Source organism: Proteus sp. fly-1008, from assembly GCF_040140305.1.
In the GTDB taxonomy this organism is placed as follows: domain Bacteria; phylum Pseudomonadota; class Gammaproteobacteria; order Enterobacterales; family Enterobacteriaceae; genus Proteus; species Proteus vulgaris_B.
Window position 1 is genome coordinate 192,032 of record NZ_JBEEWH010000005.1, and the last position, 14,096, is coordinate 206,127.

Sequence of the window (14,096 nt, forward strand, 5' to 3'; positions counted from 1 at the left end):
AATCATGACTGGAGCACTTATCGTAAATAATTTGGCGGGGTTAATGATGATAACTTCGCTACTAGTAATTGGCGCGAAAAAGCCGATTGCTTCATGTTGGTTCTATGCATTGCAATCTTTCGTCTTGGTAATGATTTTCGTCACTTTAGCCAATACCTTAGATGCACACCAACTGACACTTTGGGCGATCACCGCCTTTTTCACTAAAGTTCTGCTTGTGCCACTGATCCTAGGATTTGCGTTTCGTAAATTATCGGATCCTAGTGCGAATGTCAGCATTATCAGCCCTGCGATTTTAATGCTGTTGGCGGCTGTTATCGTGATATTAAGCTGGTTTGTGGTTGAGCCAATTCAAATACCTATGGTTGCTGATTTAAAACCGGCTCTCGCAGTTTCTCTGGGACACTTTATGTTGGGTCTGCTTTGCATCGTGACTCAACGAAATATCCTAAAACAAGCTTTTGGTTATTGCTTAATGGAAAACGGCTCTCATTTAACACTGGCACTATTAGCGTGGAGAGCACCAGAACTGGTCGAAATCGGTATTGCCACTGACGCCATCTTTGCTGTGATTGTGATGGCAGTGTTGGCTCGTAAGATTTACCGCACGCTCAACACACTGAACGTGGATCAACTGACCGCGCTGAAGGGGTGAGGAGATGAACCAAACAACCATGTTAACAATTTTAATGTTTGCGCCGTTGGTATTTTCAATACTAGCGTTTCTGAGTCCGTTATTAAAAGCAGGTGCTCGTTCTGTTGTGACAGGCATTCATGCGATTGGTATCACCGTTTTGTTAGTCGCAGCATTAGGAACTGTGGCAGATGTCATGTCTCATGGCGAAATATTGGCTGCTGCGAATTGGGTTCACGTTGATAGCTTAGGTGCATTATTCCTCGCTATCTTAGGCATTATTGGCTTTTTAACGGGGCTTTATTCTATTGGCTATATGGGTCACGAAGTGGATGAGGGTGAAATCTCAGTACGCACTTTGTGTAATTACTATGGTTTCTTCCATCTGTTTTTATTCACCATGTTATTAGCGGTCACCAGTAATAACCTGATCCTAATGTGGGCAGCCATTGAAGCAACAACCCTAAGCTCTGCATTCTTAGTAGGAATTTATGGTCAGCGTTCTTCTTTAGAAGCAGCGTGGAAGTACATCATCATCTGTAGTGTCGGTGTCGCGTTTGGTCTTTTCGGTACTATTTTGGTTTATGCCAATGCCGCAAGCTTTATGCCTGATCCAGATCAGGCCATTTTCTGGACTGAAGTGTTGAAATATACAGACCAGTTAGACCCAACTCTGATGCATTTAGCTTTTGTCTTTATTTTAATCGGTTTTGGTACCAAAACGGGATTATTCCCAATGCATGCTTGGTTACCCGATGCGCACAGTGAAGCACCAAGCCCAGTCAGTGCCTTGTTATCGGCTGTATTACTAAATTGTGCTCTGTTAATCATCATTCGTTACTACATCATTATTGATGCTGCTATTGGCACTGAATTTACACGTAATTTACTGCTGATTTTTGGTTTCCTCTCTGTGGCTATCGCGGCTTTCTTTATTCTTATTCAGCGCGATATGAAACGTCTTTTAGCGTATTCCAGTGTGGAGAACATGGGGTTAATTGCCGTGGCATTAGGAATTGGTGGGCCAATTGGGATTTTGGCTGCTTTATTCCACACCTTAAACCACAGTTTAGCGAAAGCACTGTTGTTCTGTGGCTCTGGTAACGTGTTATTGAAATATGGCACACGTGATTTAAATGTCGTAAAAGGTATGTTTAAAGTGATGCCATTAAGTGCAGCTCTTTTTGCTGGTGGCGCGTTAGCGTTAGGGGGAATGCCTCCTTTCAACGTCTTTATCAGTGAATTTATGATTGTTGTGGCAGGTTTAGCTTCTCAGCACATTGGCTTAACTATCCTATTATTATTGTTATTAACCATAGTATTAGGTGGATTAGTTCGTATGGTGGCGAAAACCGTCTTTGGTCCAAAACCTGATGTTGTTGTTAAAGGTGAACTGGGGATCTTAACCACATTACCAATGGTCATTCTGATTGCTCTTATGTTGTTAATGGGAACTCACATTCCTAAACCTGTCAGCGAGCTGTTAGAAAATGCCGCTAATATCGTGATGAATATTGATAAAAATGAATCACCAAATTATGCATGGCCAACAACGTTAATCAGCAATCAATCCACATCAGTTCAGGAGATGTAACGTGAGCTACCAAAATTATGTCAGTAGAAAAGAGGGAAAAGAACTAGGTGGAGATTATGTTGCCAAAGTTCGTGAAAAATTCCCATCAGCTGTTCTTGATGAAGAGCGACAAACCGCTGATCAATTGACGATAACAGTAAAAACAGAATCACTTCCTGAAGTGGTGGAATATTTGTATTACGGCTTAGGTGGTTGGTTACCGGTCTTATTTGGTAATGACGAACGTAGTTTAAACGGGGATTATGCCGTGTACTACGCATTATCAATGGAAGAGGGTGAAAAATGCTGGATTGTAGTTAAAGCCCATGTTAGTCCAATTACGCTAGAATTTCCGTCTGTAACACCGCGAGTGCCAGCTGCTGTTTGGGGGGAACGTGAAATCCGTGATATGTATGGTCTTATTCCCGTTGGTTTACCTGATGAGCGTCGTTTAGTGCTTCCTGATGACTGGCCAGAAGATATGTATCCATTGCGTAAAGATGCAATGGATTATCGTCAACGTCCGGCACCAACAACCGAAGTTGAAACTTACCCTTTTGTGAATGAAGGTAAGCAAGATGCGCGTGTTGTACCTATCGGTCCTATGCACATTACTTCGGATGAGCCTGGACATTTCCGCTTATTTGTAGACGGTGAAAATATTGTCGATGCCGATTACCGCATGTTCTATGTTCACCGTGGTATGGAAAAACTGGCTGAAACCCGTATGGGTTATAATGAAGTTACCTTTTTATCAGACCGTGTTTGTGGGATCTGCGGATTTACCCACAGCGTGGCCTATGTGACTTCTGTTGAAAATGCGTTAGGTATTGAAGTGCCACGTCGTGCGCATACCATTCGTTCAATCTTATTAGAAGTTGAACGTCTTCATAGCCACTTACTCAACATCGGTTTAGCGAGCCACTTTACAGGATTTGATACTGGTTTTATGCAATTTTTCCGTATTCGTGAAAAATCAATGCAGATTGCAGAAATGCTCACCGGTGCACGTAAAACCTATGGCTTAAACTTAATTGGTGGTATTCGTCGCGATATATTAAAAGATCAGCGTCTTAAAACTATTCAATTAATAAGAGAAATGCGTCGTGAAGTAACTGAACTTGTCGATGTTCTTCTCACTGCACCTAACATGGAACAACGGACTGTGGGTGTGGGTATTTTAGATAAAAAAGTTGCTCGTGATTTTAGCCCTGTAGGCCCAATGATCAGAGCAAGTGGTTTTAAACGTGATGTGCGTTTTGACCACCCATTTGCTGATTATGGCAATCTTCCTCTGACACTCTTTAGTTATGAAGGTGGCGATGTATTCTCACGCGTTATGGTTCGTATTAAAGAAGTCCTTGATTCACTTTCAATGATTGAATATGCCTTAGATAACCTGCCAGAAGGCCCGTTATTAACAGAAGGCTTTACCTATCAGCCATATAAATTTGCACTGGGTTTTACAGAAGCACCACGCGGTGAAGATGTTCACTGGAGTATGTTGGGTGATAACCAAAAACTCTTCCGCTGGCGTTGTCGCGCTGCGACTTATGCTAACTGGCCTGTATTACGTTATATGTTGCAAGGCAATACCGTATCTGATGCACCATTGATTATCGGTAGCCTTGACCCTTGCTATTCCTGTACTGACAGGGTAACGCTCGTCGATGTGAAAAAACGTAAATCTAAAACAGTTTCTTATAAAGAAATTGAACGTTATAGCATCGAACGTAAAAATTCGCCGCTCAAGTGAGGGAATGAACGATGTTAAAATTGTTTAAAACCATAATCAAAACAGGCGAAGCAACAACAAAATATCCATTTAAACCACTGGATTTACCGGATGGTTTTAGAGGAAAGCCTGAATATGATCCACAGCAGTGTATTGTTTGTGGTGCTTGTACTGCGGCTTGCCCTGCCAATGCATTAACGATGGAAACCAATTTAGAAACAGGTGAGCGTCACTGGCAGCTGTTTATTGGTCGCTGTATTTACTGTGGTCGCTGTGAAGAAGTTTGCCCAACAAGAGCGATTGTTTTATCAGATATGTTTGAAACGGCAGTGACGAAAAAATCAGACCTTTATATAAAAGGAACGTTTAAGTTATTGAATTGCCGTGAGTGCCATCAGCCATTTACCCCTAAAAAATCCGTTGAATATGCGATGGCATTATTAGTGCAATCGGGTTGGGATGAAAATACCGTGGAAGCAATGCGACCACAATTTGAAACCTGCCCTGAATGTAAGCGTAAACATAACTTACTATCTGATGGCCGTGAAAATATTAGTATGGGCGAGATCGGGAGTACAATAAAATGAGTCTACCAGAAATTCCCATTAATCATCATGTTAGCCAACCAATCACCTTAGATGATCAGGTACAAAAGCTAAAGCAAACATTGTTGAAAGATATTCAGCGTTCAGCTTATGTTTATCGTGTTGACTGTGGTGGTTGTAATGGTTGTGAGATTGAAATTTTCTCTGCAATTACACCCGTTTTTGATGCTGAACGTTTTGGTATCAAAGTGGTAGCCTCACCTCGTCACGCTGATATTTTATTATTCACTGGCGCCGTAACGCGCCAAATGCGTGTTCCTGCATTACGTGCCTATGAATCAGCGCCAGATCCAAAAATCTGTATCTCTTATGGCGCTTGTGGCTGTGGTGGCGGTATTTTCCACGATCTGTATTGCGTATGGGGTGGTAGCGAATCTATCGTGCCTATTGATGTATGGATCCCAGGATGCCCTCCAACGCCAGCAGCAACTATTTATGGTTTTGCTGTTGCTTTAGGTTTGCTTGATCAGAAATTAAAAGGCGAATCACATATAGAAGTTGAGAATGAAAAAGCTTCACTTATTTTACCTTCTATTCCTCTTGATGCTCGGGTAATGATTGAGCGTGAAGCGCGTCGTCTTGCAGGTTATTACCAAGGAAGACAAATCAGTGATCATTTCTTGACGTTACTTGAAGGTGCCACAATTCAAGAAGTGAATGGTCGTGTTGATGAATGGTTACGACAAGCTAACGATCCTCGTTTATCAGAGATTGTAAAACGCTTGGTTTACTCTTTAAGTCAAGGAGGCATATATGCCTGATGACGCTAAAGTTTACTTTTGGTCATTAAGACAAAAGTTTGTAGATAGTGATGATGATATTCCTGAACAAGCGCAACAGGTGATGTATTACTCGCTTGCAATTGGCCACCATGTGGGAATGATTGACTGTTTAAAAACAGAGTTAGTCTGCCCTTTAGAAAAATATAAAGAGTGGATTGATTTATTACCTGAAGGTGAAGCTAAGCGCAAAATGCATGGATTACTGACATTTGGTGAAATCAATATTAACTCTGAGCATACTCACTTATTAGCGTTAGCATTTGATCCTATCACAAAAAGTGACGATCCTATTTTTAGTGAGTGGAGTCAAACGCTGATTAAATTACTGGGTGAGATCCACGCAGAACCTGCGATTTATTTGATAGTGAAGAGAAAACCATGAGTGAAGCAATGACAGCACCTAAAGTGGTATTAACGGTAGGCAATAGTATGATGGGGGATGATGGTGCAGGCCCTCTGCTTGCCGAGTTAATGGAAGCAAACCCTATTGATGGATGGATTGTTATCAATGGGGGAAGTGCGCCTGAGAATGTTTCTTACCAAGTAAGAGAGCTACAACCGCAATGTGTTGTCATTGTTGATGCTGCTGATATTGGTTTAAATCCGGGTGAGATCAGGGTGATAGATCCTGATTATATAGCGGAAATGTTTATTATGAGCACCCATAATATGCCGCTGAATTTTCTTATTGATCAATTAAAAGATGATATTCCTGATATCACTTTTCTAGGTATCCAACCTGATTTAGTCGGTTTTTATTACCCAATGACCGAAGCAGTAAAAAATGCCGTTGATGAAATTTATCAAGGCATCAAGTCTTGGCGAGTTGATTACTTTCCGGAGCTTGAAGTTTGTGATGAAGAAGATATCGAAGAATAAAAGTAGAACAAGTATCCAAAGATTATTCATATAGATAAAAACTAAAACATCCGCTTTGCGGATGTTTTTCGTTAATGAGTAATATAAGTATCATTAATTATAAAAAAAGTGTTTTTTGTAACTTATATTACTCATTGTTAAGTTATTCTATTGCTAATAACATCTATTCTCCTCTCTAACCTTAAGTTTTCCTTTAGCCATCTCTTTTAAAAAATAACGTTGCTTAACCTTTTCTTCATCGGGTATTTCTAAAGTTAACTATACTAATTCCTTATTAATAATGATTTTTGCTTCGAATTAGTAGAAAAGCCACTTTTTGTCTTAAATCTCAATATAGGATCGCATGAATAGCTTGATATGTGGGTAATGATGTTTGTTATCCTTAAGTCAAATGATGGCAATTAAATTTTCCTCTTACTAAGAATAAAAAAAGGTTGGTTATGTCTTCTTTTGCGCCTCAATTAAGTATTGTTGTTGCTGTTTACAATGGCGAAAAATTCTTACCTCAGTTTTTTAGCTACTTACAAACACAAAAACTAGAAAGTTGGGAGCTTATTCTTGTTGATGATGGTTCTAAAGATAGTTCTCTAAAAATACTTAATGAATGGAAAGATAAATTCCCTGATGTCACTATTTTGACACAAGAAAACCAAGGCGTTTCCGTTGCTCGTAACACTGGTTTTCATGTTGCCCGTGGAAAATATGTCGCTTTTCCGGATATAGACGATGTTATTGATGCCAGAATGTATTCTCGTTTACTCGAAATCGCTCTTGCTGATGATTTAGATATTGCGACTTGCAATGGTAATTATGTTTATGCTGATGGGCGTCCTTCACGTCCTATTTTCCCATCTAACCGATTACATTCAACGGATGTTTTAACGGGACCACAGTGGTTAAAAATAGCATTAAACTCTAAAAAATTCTTACATGTAACTTGGTTGAATATTTATCGACGCGAATTTCTACTTGCACATGGTTATTATTTTGAGCCAGGCTTACATCATCAAGATATTCCATGGACAACGGAGGCATTATTAACTGCCAAACGTGTTAAATATATTGATGAGCGTTATTACGACTATTTTATTCACTCTGAATCTGTTTCTCATGCAACGCCTAATGATACTATTCATGTTCGAACTATTCATAATTACATGAAAATATTAGAGATGCTTGATGCTATTAATCAAAAGCATAAGGATATCGTTAAAAATATTAATGCATGTTATTGGCAAATCGCAAAAGAAGGTTTAGGAATTATTCATTCAATCGGCGCTATTCAATCTATTGAAGTTAAAAAACAAATAGTTAAAGAGCTTTTTGATAGAGGAATTTGGACACTTATCTGGCAGAATGCAAAAGATTTTAGATTACGTTGGCGTTTAGGCCGGCGCTATTTTAAATTAAAGAAAATATTAAATTCATAATCACAAGAAGGCACAATAATGTGCCTTCTTTATTTTTAATGCATATTAAATAAAATGAAATAATCTAATTTCGTTAAAAAGTCACTTTATTTAGTTTTGCGCTCACTGATAAATTCAATGATAAATATATAACTTATTTATCAGAAAAATACTGTGCACTTGCTAGAAGTTTGCCATAATGAGTAATACTGCTTAATAAAAGTTTATGTAAAATCAATAAACTGTCGAATATTATTCGAGTAGTTGAATGAAAAATTTTATTATGGTGTCACTGATTTATTCTTTATCTGCAATAATTGTAGAGCAACATAATTATCATTGTTATTTATCTTATTTCAGCCTCTTTTCTAATGGGATTAGAGACTGGAGATAAGTCGTATCTAAAAAATCGGAGAATGTTTTATGTCTATTCGGTTTGGTTGGCGGCAATCATTAGTAACTTTAACTTGCTTAGCCGCACTAAGCGTCCCTTTTGCAACATCTGCTCAAACGTTAAAACTGGCTATTGGCGAAGAGCCAACCGAAGGTTTTGACCCAATGTTGGGGTGGAGCCATGGTAGCTATTTACTTCTTCATAGCCCATTGTTAAAGCAAAATGCGGATCTCTCTTGGTATAGCAATATGTTAAGCGACTACCAGCCAAGTGAAGATGGCAAAACATGGAAATTAGCATTAAAACCCGATTTAAAATTTTCGGATGGCTTACCACTAACGGCAAAAGATATTGTGTTTACTTATAACAATGCGGCTGCAAGTGGCGGTAAAGTAGATATGGGGAATTTTCTTTCTGCAAAAGCAGATGATGATTTACATGTCACTATTACCTTAAAAGCACCACAGAGTACGTTTGTTAATGTATTAGGTTCGTTAGGCATTGTCTCTGCTGATAAGTATGATGAAAAAACTTATGCACAAAAGCCAATTGGTGCAGGTCCTTATCGCATGGTCAGTTTCCAACCGGGCCAACAATTAATTGTTGAGGCTAACCCTTATTATGCAGGGCAGAAAAACGATTTTGAAAAGCTCATTTTTGTTTTTCTTGATGAAGATGCGGCCTTTGCCGCTGCTCAAAGTGGGCAATTAGGCATCGTTCGCATTCCACCAGCAACCGCGGCTATTGCTAAAAATTTACCTAATACAAAATTATGGGAAAGACCAAGTGTTGAAAATCGCGGTATTGTTTTCCCAATGGTAAAATCAGGTGAAAAGAATGCACAAGGCTATGATATAGGTAATGATATCACGGCTGATATCGCTATCCGTAAAGCTATAAATTATGCTCTTGACCGTAAATTACTGTCAGAACAAGTTCTTGATGGTTATGCGGTTCCCGCTTATACCGGTGTAAAAGGACTACCTTGGGATCAAACTGAAGCAGCATTTAAAGATGGTGATGTTGAAAAGGCAAAACAAATTCTTGAAGATGCAGGTTGGAAACTCAATAAAAATGGTATTCGTGAAAAAGACGGTTTAGAGGCTAAATTAACCTTGTGGTATACCAGTGGTGATGCGACACGTCGCGATTTAGCAGAGTCAGTTCGTGCATTAGTACAGCCTCTTGGTATCCAAATGGATCTTAAATCAGGGAGCTGGGATACTGTAGAGCGTTATATGCACTCAAATCCAACTTTATTCGGTTGGGGAAGTCTTGATCCTATGGAGTTATATCATCACTACAGCGAAAATGCGGCTGGTGTTGGTTACTATAACCCCGGTTATTATAAAAATCCTGAAGTGGAAAAACATCTGCAAGCAGCACTCGATGCTCATACATGGCAAGAAGCCGTTCCTCATTGGAAAGCCGTTGAGTGGGATGGTAAAAATGGCGTTGGTGTAAAAGGTGATGCTGCTTGGGCTTGGCTGATGAATGTGCAACACACTTACCTAACTAATCCTTGTGTTGATCTGGGTACAGGAACACCTGAAATCCATGGTTCATGGTCATTATTAAATAGTGTAGATACTTGGAAGTGGACTTGTCAGTAATACGTCAAAGTGCAGGTTTTTTCCTGCGATTACTCTGCCTGCTGTTGGTGACAACAGCGGGTGTTTTTATTTTATTAAGTTTTTCACCGATTGATCCTATTAAGGCTTATATCGGCAGTGATCTCCTGAATGTTCCTCCTGAACAATACCCTTTAATCGCAGCACGTTGGGGAATTGATCAGCCTTTATGGATGCGATTTTGGCTTTGGTTTAGCCAAATCATTCAAGGGGATTTTGGTTATTCCATGCTATATAACATGCCTGTTATTGATGTTATTCGTGAGCGTGCTGGACCTTCCTTTATTTTACTTTTTTCAGCGTGGGTATTTTCAGGTGTTATTGGTGTTGTGATGGGATTAGTGGCTGGTCGATACCTTAATCGCTGGCCAGATAGGATTATTTCTACTTTATCTTATTTATTAGCCGCGTTACCAACTTTCTGGGTAGGATTACTGCTGTTATCTCTGTTTTCTGTCACCTTGCATTGGGCGCCAATTTGTTGTGCGTGGCCAATGGGAAGTAGTGCCGAAACAGCAACGTTAAGCCAACGTTTTTCTCATCTTATTTTACCTATGATTGCGCTTGGATTATTAGGCACAGGGAATATTGCGCTGCATACTCGTGCGAAAGTTGCCGAAGTGATGGGCAGTGAATTTATCCATTTTGCTAAGGCTCAAGGTGATAAAGGTTGGGCTATGATGCTATTTCATGTTCTACGTCATGCCATTACGCCCGCACTTTGCTTACAGTTTGCATCAATTGGTGAATTACTTGGTGGCTCTCTTTTGGCTGAAAAAGTATTTGCTTATCCAGGCTTAGGGCAAGCGACGGTTGATGCGGGATTAAGAGGCGATATTCCTCTCTTAATGGGGATTGTTGTTTTCAGCACTATTTTGATTTTCTTTGGTAATAGTATTTCTAACACATTATTAAGACGTATTAATAAAGGAATTTTGCGAGACTTATGATTTACGATCCCAACAAGCCTTTATTGAGATTGTTATTAGTTACCCTCGCTCTGATAGGGTTAGTGGCTTACGGTTTTTCAGTTTCTCATACTGATATTGCAATGAACTTTTTGGCAAGAAACCAAGCGCCATCTGAGCAATATTGGTTTGGTACAGATAATCTCGGTCGTTCTTTGTGGTTACGTTGCTTTCAAGGGATGTTAAGTAGCCTCAATATCGGTGTGACAAGTGCCGTTGTCAGTGGCGCAATTGCACTGATTTTTGCCGGTATCTCCTCGATCAATCGCTATTGTGATTTTTTTGTTCGAGGGGTTGTGGATGCACTTTTGGCATTACCACATTTGTTATTGTTGATTTTGATCTGCTTTACATTAGGGGGAGGGCAGCAAGGGGTGATTTGGGCAGTGGCATTAACTCATTGGCCTAAACTTGCGTTGATTTTACGAGGTGAAATTCAGCGTATCCGTGAAGCGGATTATGTGATGTTATCACGTCGTATTGGCAATTCACCTTTTGAATGTGTAAAAAAACATTATATCCCCATGTTATTACCGCAGTGGATTGTGGGAACGTTACTGATGTTTCCTCATGCAGTATTACATAGCGCAGCATTAAGCTTTTTAGGTTTTGGACAAGCAGCTCATGAGCCTTCTCTCGGTTTATTATTGGCTGATGCATTACGCTATTTAAGTACAGGTTCTTGGTGGATGGTGGTGTTTCCGGGGTTGATTTTAATGTGTCTAGTATTGATTTTCGATCAATTTGCTAAAGCAATGCAACAATTGTGGTTAAGAGGAGCAGGATGTTAAGTTTTGAGCAGCTTTCCATTGATATTGCACAATTTCGTTGGCTAGGAAAACGAAATTGGCAACCGTTGCTAAAATCAATCTCTCTGGATATTAAACCGGGAAAGATGCTTGCTCTAGTTGGCGGTAGCGGTGAAGGTAAAAGCTTACTATTGCAAAGTGCACTAGGGCTATTGCCTGCAAATATGCGAGTGCGTGGTGCGATTAAACTGAATGGTCATACATTGAGTGAGCGAGAGCTGATTGCATACCGTGGTAATACTTTTTGTTATATTCCTCAGGGCGTGACAGCACTTAATCCTTTAATTTGTATCGGTGAACAATTAAGCCGCTCAGCGCATTTGAGTGGTGCTGAAGTTACATCAGATGATATTGTGCAGCAATTAGGGCTTTATCATCTATCAGGCTCGTTAGTTAAAACCTATCCGGCCAAACTTTCAGGTGGTATGGCAAAACGTGTATTAGCCTGTAATGCAACATTATCTAATGCTCAATATATATTGGCTGATGAAATTACCTCATGGCTTGATGATGAGCATGCATGTCTGTTGCTTGGGCATTTAAGAGAGTTATGCAATCAGGGTAAATCAGTGCTTTGGGTAACACATGATTTAGCTCTTGCTGCACGTTTCGCAGATACGATAGCGGTACTTAATCAAGGTGAGGTCAATGAAGTTATCCCTGCTACGGTGCTTAATCGTCACGAAGGTAGCGAATGGTTAAAAACACTGTGGAATGCATTACCTGAACAACAATTTATTAATACAAAAGAAACATCACTTAATCCATTATAATATTGTATTTTTAAGTCTTATTTTTATACATTTTATCTGTTATTTCTGGAGTTATCTTTATGCCACTTTTAGAGTTAAAACAATTATCTGTTCAGCAAGCAGGTAAGATGTTATGGCAAGATCTCTCCTTTTCGTTAGAAGCAGGAGAAAGGCTGGGTATTTCAGCACCAAGCGGTACAGGGAAAACGACATTAGGTCGAGTTCTAGCGCAGTGGCAAGCACCATCCAGTGGTAAGATCCTACTTAACCAAAAGCCTTTATCGACTAAAGGTTATTGCCCTATCCAATTAGTTCCTCAACATCCTGATAAATGCTTTAATCCTTTTCGAACAACTGGAAATAGCCTCCAAGATGCTTGGACGCCTGATGAAAGTTGGTTTGAAAAACTAAGAATAAAACAAGAGTGGTTAACGCGTAGACCGAATGAATTATCTGGTGGAGAATTAGCGCGTATCGCCTTATTAAGGGCGCTTGATCCTCGTACTCAAATCTTGATTGCCGATGAAGTGACTGCGCAATTAGATGCGCAAATTCAAGCCGATATTTGGCGAGTATTAATAGAAGAAAGCCAAAAACGTCCTTTAAGCTTGATAATCTTTAGTCACAACAAAGCGTTACTTGAGAAGGTTTCGACAAAAGTGTGGTGGGTTGATGACAATAAACAATTTACGACAACATCGTATCTTCAAAAGTAATATTCAATTTATCTTCCCTATTTATTGTTTTTTCCATCGATAGATTTCACTCCCTACCTAAAAATTAGATAGGGAGTAGATTAATTAGTCTTAAAAACGATAGGTATAGCTCATGCCTAATTGTACATCATGATAGCGATAAGTTGTCATTTCCCAATTAACAGAAGTATTAAACGACGAGCGATTATCAAATTGATAAGTTAATCCTGTGTGTGCAAATGGACGTTGTTTTAACTGCTTTTTGTTCTCAGTATAATCAATAGATTGTGTACCTAAATATTCAATATGACTATTAAAATTACTCTGATGTTGTGTGATATGCCAATACATACCCGCTTTGGTAGTAAGTATCATTGATGAACCTAATAAATACTCTAAACCTAATCCAAACTTGGCAAAGATAGCGTCTGTATTGAGTTTGTCATAGTGTGCAGCAAAATTAGCGCCTTGTGTTTCGCTGTAAGCTGAACGCGACATTTCTGTAAAGGTGATCCCTGCAAAAGGCGTTAATGTAAGTGTGGATTTTAGACTGTAAGGATAATAGCCTTGAAGATCAATGTGATAACCTTTAATTTTCGCATCACCTTTACCTGCTTCGGTATCCGTTAATAATGGACGCTTTATCGAAACTTTTCGGTTTAAATAGGCACCTTTTAAAGAAAGGTGTAGCGCATTATTATTTGGTTTAAGACTCAGTGACGGAATTAAATCGATACTAAATCCGATTAAAGGCAGTGGATAACCTTGATATTGATAGCCTTTAGGTAATGAAGAATAAATATCGGTATCAAGTGCTAGACCTAACACGACAGGCATATTGCGAATATCTACACGGTAAGCACCACTTAAGCCTGTTTGTGTGGCATTAGCATTACTTAAACGCTGGTGGTGTGTAAACCCACTGATACATGCTTTATCTAATCCAACGTTACAAGTTGCCGAGGCTAAGTAACGTAGTTGTCCTTGTTGCATGTTTATCGCTTTGTAACCATTTTCAGCCGCCATTTGCATAGAGCGATATGTATTTTCTATATCAATGGGATTGCTGATAGCGATAACGGGTTTTGTGTTTGCTTTTTCTTTATCTAAGTGATCTTGCTCGGCTTTGGCTTTATCGGCTTGCTCTTTTGCCAAGCGGTCTTTATCCGCTTGAATTTTATCAGCTTGCTCTTTGGCTAAGCGGTCTTTATCCGCTTGAATTTTATCAGC

The 14,096-nt window shown here is 39.4% G+C and carries 14 protein-coding genes; 13 read left to right on the top strand and 1 reads right to left on the bottom strand.

Annotation, left to right across the window (positions count from 1 at the left end):
• Nucleotides 1–4: 4 nt before the first annotated feature.
• The 13 genes from hyfE to ABN256_RS10915 all read left to right on the top strand — a co-directional run bounded on the left by hyfE (nucleotide 5) and on the right by ABN256_RS10915 (nucleotide 12,887).
• The gene (hyfE, locus tag ABN256_RS10855) at nucleotides 5–655 is read left to right on the top strand and encodes a hydrogenase 4 membrane subunit (RefSeq protein ID WP_196554484.1); all 651 of its coding nucleotides are present in this window, start codon (nucleotides 5–7) and stop codon (nucleotides 653–655) included.
• A 4-nt stretch (nucleotides 656–659) separates the two neighbouring features.
• A complete protein-coding gene (locus ABN256_RS10860) occupies nucleotides 660–2,228 on the top strand; it encodes a hydrogenase 4 subunit F (RefSeq protein ID WP_349439471.1) in 1,569 nt (522 codons plus the stop codon).
• 1 nt (nucleotide 2,229) lies between these two features.
• A complete protein-coding gene (locus tag ABN256_RS10865; protein ID WP_196554483.1) occupies nucleotides 2,230–3,963 on the top strand; it encodes a hydrogenase large subunit in 1,734 nt (577 codons plus the stop codon).
• 11 nt (nucleotides 3,964–3,974) lie between these two features.
• Entirely contained in the window at nucleotides 3,975–4,529 is a 555-nt protein-coding gene (hyfH, locus tag ABN256_RS10870; RefSeq protein ID WP_036934329.1) for a hydrogenase 4 subunit H, read from the top strand.
• Nucleotides 4,526–5,308 carry an NADH-quinone oxidoreductase subunit B family protein gene (locus ABN256_RS10875; protein ID WP_109402372.1) on the top strand — a complete coding sequence of 261 codons (783 nt, stop codon included), beginning with the start codon at nucleotides 4,526–4,528 and terminating at the stop codon, nucleotides 5,306–5,308. Before hyfH ends, ABN256_RS10875 begins: the two co-directional genes overlap by 4 nt.
• Nucleotides 5,301–5,711 (top strand): formate hydrogenlyase maturation HycH family protein, encoded by a 411-nt coding sequence (locus ABN256_RS10880; RefSeq protein WP_072069031.1) that lies wholly within the window; start codon nucleotides 5,301–5,303, stop codon nucleotides 5,709–5,711. Before ABN256_RS10875 ends, ABN256_RS10880 begins: the two co-directional genes overlap by 8 nt.
• Nucleotides 5,708–6,208 carry a hydrogenase maturation peptidase HycI gene (gene hycI / locus ABN256_RS10885; protein ID WP_072069030.1) on the top strand — a complete coding sequence of 167 codons (501 nt, stop codon included), beginning with the start codon at nucleotides 5,708–5,710 and terminating at the stop codon, nucleotides 6,206–6,208. Before ABN256_RS10880 ends, hycI begins: the two co-directional genes overlap by 4 nt.
• Before the next feature lie 440 nt (nucleotides 6,209–6,648).
• The gene (locus ABN256_RS10890) at nucleotides 6,649–7,638 is read left to right on the top strand and encodes a glycosyltransferase (RefSeq protein ID WP_340893894.1); all 990 of its coding nucleotides are present in this window, start codon (nucleotides 6,649–6,651) and stop codon (nucleotides 7,636–7,638) included.
• Between the two features lie 402 nt (nucleotides 7,639–8,040).
• Nucleotides 8,041–9,624, top strand: coding sequence for an ABC transporter substrate-binding protein (locus ABN256_RS10895; protein ID WP_196554480.1), 1,584 nt, complete (start codon nucleotides 8,041–8,043; stop codon nucleotides 9,622–9,624).
• Nucleotides 9,609–10,592, top strand: coding sequence for a nickel ABC transporter permease YntB (yntB, locus tag ABN256_RS10900; protein WP_371032919.1), 984 nt, complete (start codon nucleotides 9,609–9,611; stop codon nucleotides 10,590–10,592). The genes ABN256_RS10895 and yntB overlap by 16 nt, the downstream gene beginning before the upstream one ends.
• Entirely contained in the window at nucleotides 10,589–11,401 is an 813-nt protein-coding gene (locus ABN256_RS10905; RefSeq protein WP_196554479.1) for an ABC transporter permease, read from the top strand. The genes yntB and ABN256_RS10905 overlap by 4 nt, the downstream gene beginning before the upstream one ends.
• Complete coding sequence (yntD, locus tag ABN256_RS10910) at nucleotides 11,395–12,192, top strand: nickel ABC transporter ATP-binding protein YntD (RefSeq protein ID WP_072069025.1); 798 nt, start codon at nucleotides 11,395–11,397, stop codon at nucleotides 12,190–12,192. Before ABN256_RS10905 ends, yntD begins: the two co-directional genes overlap by 7 nt.
• 59 nt (nucleotides 12,193–12,251) lie before the next feature.
• Nucleotides 12,252–12,887, top strand: coding sequence for an ATP-binding cassette domain-containing protein (locus ABN256_RS10915; protein WP_349439472.1), 636 nt, complete (start codon nucleotides 12,252–12,254; stop codon nucleotides 12,885–12,887).
• A gap of 90 nt (nucleotides 12,888–12,977) precedes the next feature.
• Here ABN256_RS10915 and ABN256_RS10920 read toward each other — a convergent pair.
• The coding region (locus ABN256_RS10920) for an autotransporter outer membrane beta-barrel domain-containing protein (RefSeq protein ID WP_349439473.1) at nucleotides 12,978–14,096 on the bottom strand (1,119 nt) is incomplete at its 5' end.